Genomic DNA, 15,528 nt, shown 5'->3' with positions numbered 1-15,528 from the left:
TGATAGACCTGAAGCCTGCTCCAAACGGTGAGACCATCGTTCCTCGTCCGTTTTTCTCGCTTCATGCTTTCTCATGTTGCTCCTCCTCGTGATCAGGAGAGAGGAGAAAGACCTGCATACTCACACCCATCTCTCGTTGAACATCCAGGGGATCTTGCGCTGTCAAAAATGTCATTTTTTTCGGTGGCTGTGTCATCGTGGCAAGCGAGAAGACTTTCTGTACCGCTGCATCATGCGCCGCTTTATACATCTGATGTCCCATACCATCGGAACCATACGTTCCACTAAATCGCACATATGGAAGCCAGGCATCTTCTTTGCGCATGATACTTTTTACTTCGTTCCACGATCGTTCTACTCCTGAAAAGTAGTAGACTGGCTGCTCCAGGGGTAAGAGGAGCACGACCGTGGGATCAATAATCTTTCCGTCTGACATCTCAATCCATCCATGCTCATTGAGCACAATTTCATCATCCAGCTCAATAACATACCATCCCTCAATCAGTTTTCCGTAGAGAGAGAAGACCCTTGAAAAGGGGGTGAGGAACAGGTCCAGGATGTTGGTAAAGCAGGTATTGGGATGAGCTCTTATGGCCGCAGCAGCGCGGAGGGAACAATCATCATCGAGATAGTCTTGCTTACGTTTCTCTCTCACAGGGTGATTGTGTGCTTGAGAAAATGTATCCATTGATCTCCTTCTCCACAGGAGATGTCCTCAGGCTCATAGACATGAGGATATGACATCTCCTCTATCTGATGTATCAAACACATCATAAAAACCAGCAATGACATCTTACTCGTTGCTGATGACGCTAAAGATGGGGCACGTTTCGCCATTCAGATCCCTTTTTCACCGTAGCTGGCAGTTCTGAACTTCTGGGTACGGAAATCTGAGTGTGAGATGAGGGGGGAGGAACTGCTCCCAGAGACAGAGAAACAGAAATGGCAGAAGAAAGCGGGTCTTTTGGCCATGCGTACAGGTCACATCAAAACGACTGGTTCATCAAGCAATACTCACTAGATCGCAGAATCACACCAGCCACGAGATCAGGCAAGCGAAAGAGCAAGCCTGGGAGTACTACTTCATTCATATTGAAGGCATTTCGAATGCCGAAGCAGAAATAGCCTGGACATAATCGAGATCGTCCAACACACCCTGGTGCTCGCTGGACTTCAGAATCATAGTCCAGATCAACTGCTCCGAGATAGGGATTATTGATATGCAATCCAAGAGCTGAGAGGGTCTCTGCTTTTGGCCCATAGCCAATGAGCGTATAGAGTTGATTATACGGATAGCGTTGCACTACGCCATCTTCGCGCACCGCAACGACCTGCGGTTGTGCACCATGTTCAAGCGACCAGGAGGTGATGTGCGAGGTAATGTGGTCCGTATCACGAGCTTCCTCAAACGCTCTTGCAACTTCTGGAATATCGCCAGCTAATCGGAGCAGTTGGAGACGATCGGGATTGCGATAGAGACGCATCTTATGCCCATTATGGAAGACAACATTCGACGGATTAAACAACGCTTCCTGCGGATAATGGGTGAGAATCCGATAATTGATATCCAGTCCCCCACGTCGATATCGTTGGATCTGTTTCACCATCTCTATGGTAGAGTTCGAGAGGCCAATAAAGAGGATCGTGCGTCCATGATGACGGTGCGCTTCCTTCGGGCTCCAGACGGTTTGCCAACGCGTACCAGCCTGAGCCGGATCGATATCGGTCGTCATCACGCCAGGGCGTGAAGGAGGAAGTGGCTCGCCAACACCGACTGCATTGATCACAATCGGTGCCACAAACTCCTGTCGCTCCCCCCGTTCATTCTCATAGAGAACGGTGTGAGATACATCGCCTGGCCGAACCTCTATCACGCGTGCTTTCTTGATGAGAGGAAATGGATGGACTCCACTCTTCATAATTGCCTCTAACCATTCCATCACCGCACTACCAGAACCAGGAGCTGCGTCTAATTGGTGCTGTTCAAAACGTAATGGGAACGGGTTGGCTCTTGATGCATCACGGAGGAAATCCTGATTCCATACGCCACCAGCATTCCCTGTCTGGTCGAAAAGCACAACAGGAAAACCCACATCGAGAAGCGCACGAGCTGCCAAAATTCCTGCGGCTCCCGCTCCAATGATGACGACCAGGGTCATTTTCCTCATGTGCAGAGGCACGTTGATCTGCTGTGTACTCTCATACGCTCCCGCTGCTCCACGCCAGGTGATACTGCGCAGCCCACACTCCTGTCCCTGATGCTCCCAAATAGCGTCAATGGCACTATTTTCACTTTTGGTTCCTTGATACGTGGGCGTTGGCAAAGGTGATGGAAGGCTCAAAAGGGTGCGTTTCAGCAGATGACCGTGCTCCTGTGTATAAGGAGATCGCATGATCAAGTGACCAAAGACCATTCCAAGAAAGTGCGGTGATTGGTGCGCGAGATAGCAGATCGTCTCGCGCCCTATGCCTTTATCGGCTAGCATTTGGGCAAGCAAAGAACGAAGGGGGGGCTCTGTTTGGGGATACTCTTTTTTAACAATCGCCACGGCTGGAAAGTTCTCGTTCATAGATAGTTCCATCCTCTCTCCGTCTTTTTGACGGCACGAGACTTCTAATGCAGTAGCGCACACGCATGCGCAAACAATTTTTCAACATATGATCGTTATTTCATTCAAAACAGGATCAGTATTCAGAAGGGTTACCAGGAGATTCGATAAAAAAAGACCCCGAAGAAGATCTTCAGGGTCGTGTGAAACGAAGGGCACTCAGCCCAGCTTTGCCTGTGTCAACGCTTGGCACCAGCTTCCTTCTTTTTGATTGGCATCATGACATAGACATACTCCTCTGGTCCTATCGGTCTGAGAACAGCCGGACGATTCCCGTCAGTCACTTCCAAAGCGACCTGTGCGGTTGTAAGGACTTCAAGCACCTCAAGCAGGTATCTTGCATGAAGCGTAATCTCCTGATCAGGACCCTGTACCTGGGCAGGTATCATATTCTCAATCGTGCCAACATCCGTCGCAAAGGTTTCTACAGCAATAGTATGAGCGACTTCTGCCAGACTTACGCGTTCTGTTTGCTCACCAAAGAATTTGAAATGAATCTCATACCGATTGTCATGAGCATATGGCAACATGAGCTTCACTTTTGACGCAAGTTCTTGCGTACTGATAAGGGCGCGTGTGGTCCAGGAAGAAGGAACAGCATGTTCAAGACTGGGATAGTTTTCGCTGCGGAGAAGTCTTGTAGAAACATCTACCGCTTCACTCAGGTGAGCAATGTCGCTATGGAAGAGGGCCATGTTCCGATCTGGTGTCAGTAACATCTGTACCGTTCCCCCATTGGGAAGAAGCTTTGCCATCTCTTGCATCGTTTTAGCGGGGATAAGAAGGCGACATCGAAGCTGATCATCGGGAACTGGAAGGGTATACATTGCCAGACGAAATGAGTCAGTCGCTGCGAAGAGGGCTTTTCCTTCTGCGATCTCAATCCGAAGTCCCACGGCCCAGGACCAACTATTCCCTTCTTTCTCGGCTGCGGCAAAGGCGGTCTGCGCGATGATCTCTTTCAACCGCCAGGCATCCAACTGTATAAGGAGCTCTCCCCCTTCTTGAAATAATGGAGGCTGAGTAAATTCAGCAGGATCATCTGTTGCATTCTTCATATCAGCGCTACTGCGCAGGCATCGTACATGACAGGAATCTGTATGAAGCGGCGACGGAGAGGTAACTATAATAGATGCAGCAGGGACATTTCTCACAAAGTCTGAGAGCAGATAGGCAGGCAACAGGGCAACTCCTTCATCATCAATAGCTTCAGTAGTGATCCAATAATGAATTCCAAGGTCTTCCCGTCTCGCACTCAGGCGAACATGCCCTCCATTCGCAGTTGCAAGAATATATTTCTGAATCGGAAAGGGTCCATTCGTGGGTACAGCATGCCTGACAATCGTAAGGCCACGATGGAGGTTCTGTTGTTTCGCGGTGAATTTCATCTGTTCTTTCCTTTTGATGGTCACTAGCAGCGCTCTGCGTTGCAGAACGAGAAGCCCTGAGAAAAGAGCGCTTTCCCTCAGGGCGAGACAGACAAACGAATGCCTTCACGTTCTCGTGAGGGCAATTGGGTGGGACAGTCGATACGCACCTCTTTGACAATGTTATGAAAGAGATGACCACGCATCCATCAGAGGGACTATTTGGAAGGAAGCATTGAGGACTGAAGGAAGGGCCAGAGGGATTGCAGGCCAGTATAGAGATCATACGTAGAGACACTCGCACAGGTCAGCCAGGAACGAAGATAGCGCTGCCAGGCTGCTTCAATGATCTCATTTCGCTTTCGTGCAGGAACTAACATCCATAATTCACGAAGGATCAGCGTGCACTCCTGCTTCCCATCACAGGTGAGATATTCCATACGTACGTTGTAGAGATGAGGCGATGGGGCCACAGTGTCCTTCCAGCGAACGTCAGCATAGAGAGAAAATTGGGCTCGGAGAGAATAGTCAGGAAAATCCTCCAGGAACAAGGCATTTATATGTGCCATAACGATCGAAAGGTCTTGCTCACATTCCAGATAAAAAAAGGTCGGAGAAGGACCGTCTGCGCTTTTGGGCAGCCTGGCTTCAATACTCTGTGAAGCAACGAGCGCCAATACAGAACGCAAAACGCGAGCAGTCTGGGTGGTTTGTGGAAGTGTGAACTGCCCGAAAGGACAAGACGCTTGATCTCGCTTGTCTCTCTCTGGAGGAAACCAGAAAGCACGAAGCGAGCAGCGATCAAAATCAAGGACAACCGTATTAGCCTCTTCATCATCCTCTCTTCTTCCTTCTAATGCGGCTTCAAACTGCGTATCACTCCACTGATAGTGCCGCTGCACATCCAGCAAAGCAAGATAGGCATTACGAGCGCTAGAGGGGCGGAGGTTTCCTGCAAGATCTCCAGCAGCCGCATGACAGCGATACAAATAGGAATTATGCGCCAGAAATGCTTCAAGATCCAGGGCAGTAAAGAGTTCTTCTCGCTTCCATGCTTTTGCCAGGGCCCATGTCTCCTCGTGTGCTAAGCGAAACTGATGCCAATCTTCCTCAATCGTCATGGGAGGTGGAAGGGAGAGTTTCACGTATGCAATGAGCGTGAGGAGACATTGCAATACATCAAGTGCGCCTTCGTCAGAGCGGCTATCATAATGACACCACACATCACCAGATCGCCGCTCATAGCTTCCACGAACGCCAGCAGCAAGAGATCGTGAGAGGATGAACAGGTTTCCCACTGGTATTCCCTCGGCTTTTGCTTGTTCAAACAGAGCCTGACAGGCAGGTGGAGTGGGCAATACAATACTGCGTCCGAGATGCTGTCGTAATGACTCCAGATCATCAACCAGGGACATAATGACTCCTTTCCTGATGAAATGACCCACGAGGACCGCGGTCCATTCGTGAATCATTGCATGCTTATTGATCAATTCTGCACACAACCAGGCGTAATGCTGATTGTAGTTGCGATCAACACTCCTCAAGCGTAAGGCTTTGCTACAGGGTCCGTGCTCCTCTGTGTTCTTCATTCTGCATGTAGCTCCAGAGAGATTGCATTCCATTTCCACTTGCTTCTGCACGCTCTGCGCGGGCATCAGCCCGAATCTGGGACAGGGTAGCAAGTTGCATCGTATTCAGATCTAATCCCAACTCAGCACGCGCTTGACGGACAGAGGCCTCAGTAGGCAGATCAGGAATAGCGATCTCACGAGCCACTCTCGGTTCCTCATCCAGATCAAGCAATGTTGACCTCGTCACGGTTGCAATGGCCCGCAAGGTTCGTTGAATATCAACGATACTCTGTTGCCGTTCCTCTGGAGATTGCTCAACGATCTGCTGAATCTGGTCCATCATGCGTTCTATCTCCGTATCTCCGTAGAAATTCAGCTCGCGCATCTGTGTCAAAAGGTTCGTAAGCTGTCTGACCGATTGATGCGCAAAACGTTCCCCTGAGCGCCGTTGCAGGGTGGAGAGTACGTCACAGGTGACATCGTAGGTGAGATTACGCAGGTGTGACACAACTGATGAGAGAAAACTATCAAGAGCGGTACTGATGCGCTCTTGTGCATGTATCCGTAGATCATGGTCCAGGACAGAACGTTGCCATTCTCTCTGCGGTACCTGAGGACGTGCCACATCGACCGTGACCATTGGTTCGGCCTGTGTGGTGCTACTATCCTGAGCGTTTGCCGCCTCCAATGGTGTCGCCCCTAGTTCTGAGAGACCATTCACCAGCAAATAGTTGAAATCAAACGTATCTCGAATGCGGTCTGGAGAGGGAATCTGAGCACTAATACGATTACAATAGTTCGTGACAAAGTGCTCCTGGCTTTCTGTCATCAATTCAGGGTGGGTCCCACGCAAACGCTGATAGGTATTAGCAGCAATCACCTCATATTGCGTCAGGACTTGTTGCGAGAGCGCGCGATGATTGGCAATGATATCATCGCGTAATGCCTCATACTGCGCTTTGAGGCCCTCTGTGGTATCTCGCCATCCGACATAGGCCGAGGAAGGAACAAAGGCTCCAAGCTCGGTGCGAAACGAGCGCTCTTTAAGCGCATGTCTGGCACTACTTTCAATCCGAGAGAGAGCCTTCATATACTCTACAGGGAGCAAGCGCTTTTCACCTAAAACGAGCCACTCGGAGAGCTTCTCTTTTACTGCGTCATCATCGACGTGCACACCAATATCTTCGAGAACAAGGCGCGTGGAAAAGCGACAGCGCCGAATATGCAACCGTACGACCACACCATCTTGAATCAGTCGTTGCCAGTTGATACCTTCAAAGGAAGATGCGCCAAAAAGAGTGGCAATGATCTGTCTTCGATGAGATCGGAGAGCGTGTCCTTCCTGGACCATCTGTGAAGAGTCGATAGTTTGGGTCATAAAAACCTCTTTCATAGGATAGCATGGGGTGCCCGAAGAAACAGAGATCGCTCCAGAGACTCGTTCGACCACCCCAGGACGTTCCGCTCATCGCTCTCCTTGCGAAAAAGCGGCATGAAAAGAAACCAGAAAGAGTGAAGAAGCAGCTAGATACGCCGTGATGAGCGAGCTTCCGAGAGAGAGGTAATCGACGCGGCCTCTTGCTCCTGAGCAGAAAGAGCAGCTCGACGACGTTCTCGTTCTCGCGTGGCCAGTGGAGCAGGCAAAAATCGGAGATTATTACAGGCATCCACAGCCCGTCTGGTAAACGTTTCAACAAGGGCTAATGCTCCTGGCCGAATATTCTCCAGTGCTTCTTGGGCATCCTGGAGGCCAATGGTCGTGCGCGCATTCCAGTGAGCAAGCAAACGAGCCTCTTTCACAACGGCCTCTAAGTCAGCAGCACTATAGTGCTGTGTCTGCTGAGCAATCAGCGAAAGGGCATCTGGCGCTATCGTCGTCTGCTGAAGTCGAGCCTGGACCATCAGCATACTCCGGCGTGCCTCTTCATCAGGACAAAGCACAGGAAAAATGACATCGAAACGTCCAGGGCGCAACAGAGCGGCATCTAACAACTCTGGATGATTCGTTGCTCCGACGACAATGACCTGTCCACGAATCGCTTCATCGCCCATAAACGTGAGGAGCGCCCCAAACAAATTAGCTGCGACAGGACTCCCTGAGGTGCTTCCACGTTGCGCAACCAGGGTCTGATCGATCTCATCGATGAAGAGAAGTGTGGGAGCAAGACTGCGAGCCACATCAAAAAGTTCCTGAAGATTACGCTCTGAGGCACCTACCACGCCACCAAGAATGGTTGCCATGCGCAAGGAGAGAGCATTGTAGCCAAGCTCTTTGGCTGCTGCCTCTACATAGCGGGTTTTGCCATTCCCAGGAGGGCCAACAAGCAGAATCCCCTTGGGAACCTCTCGACTCCATCCCTCGCGCAAGGGTGCAATGACTTCTTCTCTGGTAAAATGAATCAGTTGCTCCATTCCCCCAAGCCCTGCGAACCCTTCAGGCAAAGGATCAAGCATGACAATACCTTCGCTATACTGCTGACGGATAATCGCATCCTTTCGCGTTTTCACCAGAAGACGCGTGACGCCGACCATCTCATGGGACGGATCATTATCAGCTCCAAGCAGGAGGATATCTTCTACCTGCCGCAGGTCAAGGCCTGCAGTATTGCGGGCCAGATCTTCTTTGGTAAGATCGATTAAATCAATGGGATTCTCTTTGCGATGATCATCTAAGTACCAGCGAATGTATGCGAGCCTCGTCTGTTCGTCTGGTAGTTTTTCTTCAATGACTTTGTATCCGCTGCCACTCGTGCGTAGATCAGGATGAAGATCGCTCAATCGAGGAGTCAGAAGAAAGACCGGGTTGTCTTGCAGTCCAAGACTACTATCAAGCCCCCAATATTGAAGGGTTGCCAGGATGGAAAGCTGATCATCTCTCATGACTGCTTTGTTGGCCGCTGGACAAATGAGATCTGCCCCATCCAGGATCACTGCAACTTTTCCTCTCGCTTCTGGCTCTCCTGCACGCAAGAGTGCTTCTAAAAGAGAGAGCGCTTCTCGTGGTCGACGCGCACTACTGAACACATCTCCTTGAGCGACTGGCTGTGCAAGTCCAGTTGCATTCAAGGCAGCGGCAAAATCGTCATGAGAAGGTGGCAGTCCCCAATCAGGTCCGAGAAGGGCCAGTGCTTCGGTACGCATAGAGGGGAGGGCAAACGTAATCCCAATTGCACGATGATAATAGGCAATGATGCTACGACGCTCCGTATGCAGGATGCGCTGCATAAAACGGAGTTGTGATGCTCCTCGCAGAGAGGTCACTCCATGTACATCTCCATAGAGAATAAAACAATGACCAGCTCCAGCAAAAAAGAGTTTGCGGAACTCGCGATACCAGGCAGGGAATGCCTCTGGCATGGACATATCCATCGTCATTTGAATGCTCCTTCTTTTTACCGTCACTCCACCGGTCGCACGTTTTTAAGAGCAAACCAGAACACTGATTGCTTCCACATAGCGACTCCTTGAAAAGAAAAAAACCGGAAGAAAGCGAAAAGCTCTCTTCCGGGTCTCACCACCAAACAATACCCCTCTCACATCTAGCAACGCACCTCTATCAAGGACAAACATAGGCCTGGCGATCGTTCATGACAATGCCAAGCTTTGTCAGCAAAGAAAAGTAGTGGTCACGATTGAAATCCAGATCGTTATCACCTTCAGCATCCCAGGCCCGATCAGGTCTTCCCTGCTCAAAAAGAACACAATGTTCACAGGTCCCAATCTTGTAAGAGGCATCAGACTCAATCGCGATATGCAATTCAGGGGCGCGAGGAAACGATGCGGAGGTGTCTTGCTGTTCCTGATCCAACGCATCAATGCCGTTCCATTCTTCTGGCAGATACCATTGGTTTGATGCCATATTATCCCTCCATGGTCATTTCTTGATTTGCTTCTGCGACAACCTCTTGCTGTACACTTTGCGCAGCAAGCAATTCAGGCTTTGGGGTAACGGTTGTCTGATCGACCTGCACGCCAAACTGTGCGAGCAACGCGTGCAGGTGTTTGCCTGCTGCAAGGCAGTCAGCACCAGTAAAGTTCTGAAAATCGGTTGTGACAGAGCCATCTTCCTTCACGAGGATATGAATCGTTTTAAGCGACGGCATAGCTTCCTCCAGTGATGGCAATGTGCTCATCAATCTGTTGTGTACTTACCTGATACTGCATGTGTTGAAGGACTGCCATGTGGGCAAGAACGGTATAGTTTTGCACGATGGCATGTTGCACTTTCTGGTAGAAGTGCTCATCAACACCCCAGGGATCGCCCAGGAACTTTAACTCACCTGTTTGTTCATCGACAATGAGCCCGATTCCACGAGGAAGGGCTTCACCTTCTGGTTTGCCAGCTCGTACAGGAATATGCACAGCAAGGCCTGTATTGGCCAGTCGTTCCTGTCCAAAATAGGTATAATAGTAGGGCAGAAGCTCTCCATCGTATTGCCTGGCAACCAGCAAAGCGGCTTGATGAAGAAGTTTCATACAGGGATGTTGTGCCAGAGCCTGTTGATTCCCCTGGCGGAGCAATGCAGGGAATTCTTGAAACAGCAGATTTGTTTTTCCTTCTTCGATATGACTCATGGTTCTTTTACTCCTTGTGTGTGGAAGAGAATAGGGATAGCGATACAATAAGAAAAAGCCGGACACGGCTTGTAGAGAGAGGCCGCAGAGAACTGATGGAGGTGCGCGAGGCCACCGTAAAAACCTCATAATGGACCTGATCCTTTGTATGGTTGCGTTTTCTGGAAACATGCTGACGGCGAAGAGCTGAAAATCTGGACATGCACTGAAAAGCGTGGAAAGAGATTTACTGAGGAAGTTGCCCTGAGTTCAGCAAGGTATCAAGTGTCGATTGCTTAATTCGATACTCCTGTCTTTTCCCTGTATGAGGCAAAATGACTGCGGCTAAGACACCAGATTTGACCCAGCGCCGAACAGTCGTACTATTCACACGTAACGTTCGAGCTACTTCTCCAGTAGTAAGCAACGTATGGTTCACGTGAGGAGACATAAGGCACTTCTCCTTTCTTTAAGAACATCTGGCTCACAGGAGCCTGTCTATGAGCACAAAAACACCTCTCTTCTCACCTATGGAAGAGATCGGCGCTTGAGTGACGTATCAGAGAAGACACAGTGTGGAAAACAAAAAAGACCAGGGAGCCAATGAAGAGAATGAGCCAAAAAGCGTTCCTTCAATGGGGGACCTGGCCTCAAAACACATGCCATGAACAATCGGAAACAGACAACTGAAAGATCAGGGGCACGCCTGTCTCGATTTCTGATCCATGGGACTTTTTCCATCAGCAACCGCCCCAAAGAACAAGGACCCATCCTCTGAAGTGAGTTGCGAGCTCAATCCGATCACACGCGTCCCTGAAACAGCGAAGAAATCTACAACCTGACTCCATACAGGGCCTGGATTGGATGGGACGTCATAGAGCACGAGAACATCAAATGCGCGAAAGAAGGTCTGTACAGAATCAATCCCTCCCTGCTTCTGTATATCAATAAGCGTCGTAAGACAGACATGGGCGGCCTGATCAGAGATTGACTGAAATTGCAAAGAGCACTGTTCTGCATAGGTGCACTCATTGTTCCATATGACAAGGTGTTTCCAGGACGCAATAAGTGATCCTTTCATCTTTGGAGGGACAAGGACAAGGATGCTTTTTACTGGAGTGTAGAGCAGTAAACGCTCGATACAGAGCTGCGCCAGCTCTTCTAGGGACGCTTGCTCAAGGAGGAGAAGAACTTTTTCTTGCGTACTGGACATAAGGAGATGCTCCAGAGCATTCAGTGCAGCGCGAACCTGCACTGAGCCAGTAGCAAGGTACGGATGTGACATGAGAGCAGTACAATCATTGGGTTTCTTTTTCATCGAGAAGCCTCTTTCTTTTCATTACTCAGACCAGCATTTCCCACTACACATCACAACAATCAGAAAAACGGAGCAGACATCGTGATGCTTCACATGCGTCATGACACCGACGTTCCTGATGGCCGACTCTGGAATAAGAAGAGATCGGCAGAGATGCCGATCTCGCTTGAAGCATGAACAGGTTGCTAAGGGGAGCACTCACGCACAGATGGCTGCCTATCATCTTCGACATACCCCTGTGCCACAAGAGCTTTTGTCGCTGCTGAAAAATCTCCAGCGTGCTCAAGGAAGGTATAGGCTGCAAATTTGCTTATCCCCACACGTGACTCGAACAGGGTTGAAGTTGAGAAGACATAGAGATAATCGCTTCCTTCATAATTCGTCGTAGCACTTATTCCCCATTCTTTCCCTGGCCTTCTCCAGAAATCTTCCTTCCCAATGCTTCTCACCCGTATCCACCCATGAGGTTCCAAAATTTCTGGCCACGTTGCCCGCTCGTTGAAAATGGTACCTGGCAATCGTTTTCCTGCATTCTGCTGTACGTCTGCTCGAGATCGACTGACTGGCCGCCCCACAAGAGGCACCTCATCAAGCGTACGGGCAACAGAAAGAAGAAGCAGACGATCTTCAGGTTGAATGCGTTGAATAGTTTCCAGACTCCCAGACTGCACTCGATAAGGCCGACCACTGGGATGAACCGCTCCGCTGGAAGGAGCTCCGATGCTATATCCTCCCTCCCCTCGCGTCTCAATGAGACTCAGGGCATAGGGAGGACCTTGAATCAGACGTTGAGCAATCTTTTTATTTCCCTCGACCGCAGATGAACAGCGATAATAGAGATGAATTCCCTTTGGCGAAAGCTCCTTGTAGCCCTGTTCAATACGCTCGAGTAACGCGGCGAACCCTTCCTGATGCATTCGCTCAGCAAACCGCTCATAGATACCATGAGCATCAAAATCTAACATCTCTAACCCACCACTCACTTGACCCGTGATAAAGGCAATTCCACGATTTTTCCCAGAAAACCACGTTTTTGCATCACGCACCGTTGGAAGCTTCTGCTGAAAATCTTTCCAACGGATAGCAGGACTCTTGGTGCCGTCCGCCAGAATGGGGATGAAACTAATGCCTGCACGTATCGCAGCAAGTGCGGTTTGATAGAGAGTGAAAGTGCGGATGGACCCAGATGATGACTCATTCATCACCGCTACTCCTTTCGCCACTCTCATCTTGAATGGTGAAGCACAACATCATTTCTTCAATGCAACCACGGGCCCAAAAAGCACTGTTTCTTCTGAACTGATATCAGCACGTCGTTGCAACTGGACAACAATACATCCGATATTATCTTTTCCTCCACCCTCATGAGCTATCTGCACAAGGCGATTGCTCATCAATGAAGCATTCGCCCAGGAAGAAGCGAGAATGGCTTCGATCTTCTGATCACGGGTCATTTCCCACAATCCATCGCTGCACAGAAGGAGAATTTCATCTCCGAGCAGAGGAACCATGAAGGTATCGACTTCTACAGAAGGCTTGACTCCCAATGCACGCGAGATTTGATGACGGCTGGGGTGGGTGTACATCTCCTCCTCTTCTTGAAGGTAACCATCCGCAAGTAATTGAGCTACCAGAGAATGATCTTTTGTGATCTTCTTGAGGGATTGATTGTAGAGATAGGTGCGACTATCACCAACATTGGCAATATAGGCAATATTGCGAAAAAGAAGGACAGCAGTCACAGTTGTCCCCATATGATGAAGTCGAGAGAGCGTGGGGGAGCTTCCTGCTGCGACCTGTTCCTGGTGCACTCCTTGATTTCGTACATAAATAGCACGATTCGCTGCTTGAATACCATCTACTAAGATGCGCTCGCTGAGAGGGAGGTTGGTTTTTCCGATGACAGGAAGGACCGTTTCTAGAATGGTTTGAACGGCAAGATGCGCAGCTTCCTGACCGCGGTCATGGCCTCCCATCCCATCACACACAACAAAGAGTCCAAACTCCTCCTGCGTGGTTCTCATTCCTTGCACCGCTAAAATGCAATCCTCATTTTCTTGACGGACACGTCCCGGGTGCAATCCAATACTGACATCAAAAGGGGAGAACTGAGTCTCAAGGCGAGCATCATCCTGTACAACATTGATGGTATAGTCGACCAGGAATTGCGCATAGTGATACTGGCGATTGATAAGTGCTGCCTGGATATTTTGGAGAAACAGAGTGATATCTATGGGCATACTCTTTCCTTTCTTCAAAAATACTGATGAACAGGAACAAAACAGCCTCATCATGGTGCTGAAAAAAGCACAAAAAGCCCTCCTCTGCACTCGTTATTCCAGATCAAGCTGTTGTTTCTGAGAAGATGGGGGCAATGGCCTTTTCAACCAACTGATTTCTGACTGACACAAACACAGCAACAAAACAAGAAGCGGGTATTGCTCAATGCTTCAACCTGCATACAAACGCCATTGACAGAACAATATACGAGGATCAATGCTGTATCGCTCCTACAACGTGTCTTTTCTCTCCCTTTTCCACTTTTCCTGCCATCATACTCTCGATAGACGCAGGAACAATTAGCAGAGAGCAACACTTCTCCTTTTAACGCACAAAACATGACACAAGATATATCTTTTGCAACAACCTACAGAGGACGCTTTCTTCCCTACAACATACAGAGAACAGATGATAGGTACTGACCAGTAGGAGAGTTCGCTCATAGAAACTATGAAGGCCCTGCAATCCTCTTTCAGCTCATTTCAAGAGAGTCTCTTGACAATGCTTGTATCGTCGACATCCTCTTTCTCAATGATGAAGGAAAACGACGACACAATGGCGGTATTGCTACCAGGTGCAGATGAGTCATCCGCGGTATCTTTTTTCTTTTCATTTCAACTATACAGAATACCGCCCTGTAGATGAGGGGGAGTTGAGAGGGAGGAGGGAGGTAGGAACAGGAAAATGAGTCGGTTTCTTCTCACATTTTCTCGGCCAGGCTTCGTCTATGGCACATTAGCAGGTGGGTGCCCCTTATGTTTTTGCACTGCTGAGCTTTTGAGTTTTGTCACCAAGGGGTCACGAGATGACCGCGGGTAAGGTAGGCGCTCAGCTTGCAGTCATCTCGTAACCCCTTATTAGGGAAGGTATACGTTGCCGATCAGGATTTCACGGCGACGACGACAAAGCGATGTCGTGGCAGGTGGATACCTTTGTCGGTCTGAGACGTGGCAGCATATGCTTCCAATCGCGCTCTATCCTGCTCTGAATCGAAATCCTCAAAAATTGGCACGCTTTGCAGGAAAAGGTCGAGATCATGGTAGGAGGCATAGTATTCGTCGTACAAGAATTTCTGACCATAGACAACCTGAAAGCCTGCATGCCGGAGCTGCTCTTCGGCTTGCTCAAGGGCTCCGGTCTTCCATTCCCAGAAGCCCTGGCCGCGCCCGAAGATGCGTTTCAGTTCCCAGGCGTCTTTCTCGCCAATGCCGATGTGTAGGATGTGTCCACCTGCTTTGAGAATGCGGTGAAACTCACGGTAAGGCGTCGGCCCGCGCCGACTGTAGACGACCTCGAAGGTTGCAGGAGCAAAGCCGCTCTCCTCCGCCACGCACCTCTCAAATTGCACATTGCCGATGCCCTGCGCTTGCTGCTCTGCCCGCGCCTGAGTCACTCGTTCTCCCGAGCTATCAATGCCGATAATCCGCTGGAAATGAGGTGCCATCCGCAGCGTAAACCCTCCGCTGCCGCAGCCTGCGTCCAGAGCGATCGTCTCTTTCCTGCCCAGTTCGAGTACCTTCTGCTCGAAGAGTTTCTCTGGATCACCTACGGGATATTCTGTGCTGCGCTGCCCCTGTTGGCCGGATGCACCGAATTTCTTCGCAATATTGTCGTAAAAGCTTCCTGTCATGTTTTCCTCCAGGTAAAAATGTTTGGAGACGAAAAAAGCCATGGATACTGGAGGAGTCGCCCACGGCCTGGTTTTTTCCTTGTCTATGCGCTCTGGTGGTAAAGTCGGTTAGCTGAAAAAGGGCATAATACGGCGGTGGGCGACTTCATAGCTAAGCGGATGCTTGTCGAGTCCCCACACAGCGAGAAATGGTATCGCT

Annotated in this window: 14 protein-coding genes; all 14 read right to left on the bottom strand. The window is 49.7% G+C overall.

Annotated elements, in window-relative coordinates; genetic code table 11:
* Positions 1-61 precede the first annotated feature (61 nt).
* Positions 62-688 carry a hypothetical protein gene (locus EL628_RS24260; protein WP_126582587.1) on the bottom strand — a complete coding sequence of 209 codons (627 nt, stop codon included), beginning with the start codon at positions 686-688 and terminating at the stop codon, positions 62-64.
* 298 nt (positions 689-986) lie between these two features.
* On the bottom strand, positions 987-2,570 hold the full coding sequence (locus EL628_RS24255; protein ID WP_161975737.1) for an FAD-dependent oxidoreductase: 1,584 nt from the start codon (positions 2,568-2,570) through the stop codon (positions 987-989).
* A 218-nt stretch (positions 2,571-2,788) separates the two neighbouring features.
* The gene (gene dnaN / locus EL628_RS24250; protein WP_126582585.1) at positions 2,789-3,997 is read right to left on the bottom strand and encodes a DNA polymerase III subunit beta; all 1,209 of its coding nucleotides are present in this window, start codon (positions 3,995-3,997) and stop codon (positions 2,789-2,791) included.
* A 197-nt stretch (positions 3,998-4,194) separates the two neighbouring features.
* The gene (locus EL628_RS24245; protein WP_126582584.1) at positions 4,195-5,391 is read right to left on the bottom strand and encodes a hypothetical protein; all 1,197 of its coding nucleotides are present in this window, start codon (positions 5,389-5,391) and stop codon (positions 4,195-4,197) included.
* Between the two features lie 142 nt (positions 5,392-5,533).
* Entirely contained in the window at positions 5,534-6,925 is a 1,392-nt protein-coding gene (locus tag EL628_RS24240) for a hypothetical protein (RefSeq protein WP_126582583.1), read from the bottom strand.
* A 146-nt stretch (positions 6,926-7,071) separates the two neighbouring features.
* Complete coding sequence (locus EL628_RS24235) at positions 7,072-8,922, bottom strand: AAA family ATPase (protein ID WP_126582582.1); 1,851 nt, start codon at positions 8,920-8,922, stop codon at positions 7,072-7,074.
* A 181-nt stretch (positions 8,923-9,103) separates the two neighbouring features.
* Positions 9,104-9,406, bottom strand: a complete 303-nt coding sequence (locus EL628_RS24230) for a hypothetical protein (protein WP_126582581.1) — start codon at positions 9,404-9,406, stop codon at positions 9,104-9,106.
* Between the two features lies 1 nt (position 9,407).
* Entirely contained in the window at positions 9,408-9,650 is a 243-nt protein-coding gene (locus tag EL628_RS24225; RefSeq protein WP_161975736.1) for a hypothetical protein, read from the bottom strand.
* Positions 9,637-10,122 (bottom strand): hypothetical protein, encoded by a 486-nt coding sequence (locus EL628_RS24220; RefSeq protein ID WP_126582579.1) that lies wholly within the window; start codon positions 10,120-10,122, stop codon positions 9,637-9,639. The genes EL628_RS24225 and EL628_RS24220 overlap by 14 nt, the downstream gene beginning before the upstream one ends.
* 226 nt (positions 10,123-10,348) lie before the next feature.
* Complete coding sequence (locus EL628_RS24215; protein WP_126582578.1) at positions 10,349-10,552, bottom strand: helix-turn-helix domain-containing protein; 204 nt, start codon at positions 10,550-10,552, stop codon at positions 10,349-10,351.
* 243 nt (positions 10,553-10,795) lie between these two features.
* Positions 10,796-11,419, bottom strand: a complete 624-nt coding sequence (locus tag EL628_RS24210) for a hypothetical protein (protein ID WP_126582577.1) — start codon at positions 11,417-11,419, stop codon at positions 10,796-10,798.
* A gap of 185 nt (positions 11,420-11,604) precedes the next feature.
* Positions 11,605-12,621 (bottom strand): bifunctional DNA primase/polymerase, encoded by a 1,017-nt coding sequence (locus EL628_RS24205; protein WP_161975735.1) that lies wholly within the window; start codon positions 12,619-12,621, stop codon positions 11,605-11,607.
* A gap of 48 nt (positions 12,622-12,669) precedes the next feature.
* A complete protein-coding gene (locus EL628_RS24200) occupies positions 12,670-13,659 on the bottom strand; it encodes a PP2C family protein-serine/threonine phosphatase (protein ID WP_161975734.1) in 990 nt (329 codons plus the stop codon).
* A 920-nt stretch (positions 13,660-14,579) separates the two neighbouring features.
* The gene (locus tag EL628_RS24195) at positions 14,580-15,329 is read right to left on the bottom strand and encodes a class I SAM-dependent methyltransferase (RefSeq protein ID WP_161975733.1); all 750 of its coding nucleotides are present in this window, start codon (positions 15,327-15,329) and stop codon (positions 14,580-14,582) included.
* Positions 15,330-15,528 lie beyond the last annotated feature (199 nt).

This window comes from Tengunoibacter tsumagoiensis (assembly GCF_003967535.1).
Taxonomy (GTDB): domain Bacteria; phylum Chloroflexota; class Ktedonobacteria; order Ktedonobacterales; family Ktedonobacteraceae; genus Tengunoibacter; species Tengunoibacter tsumagoiensis.
This window is presented reverse-complemented; position numbering and strand designations above follow the sequence as displayed.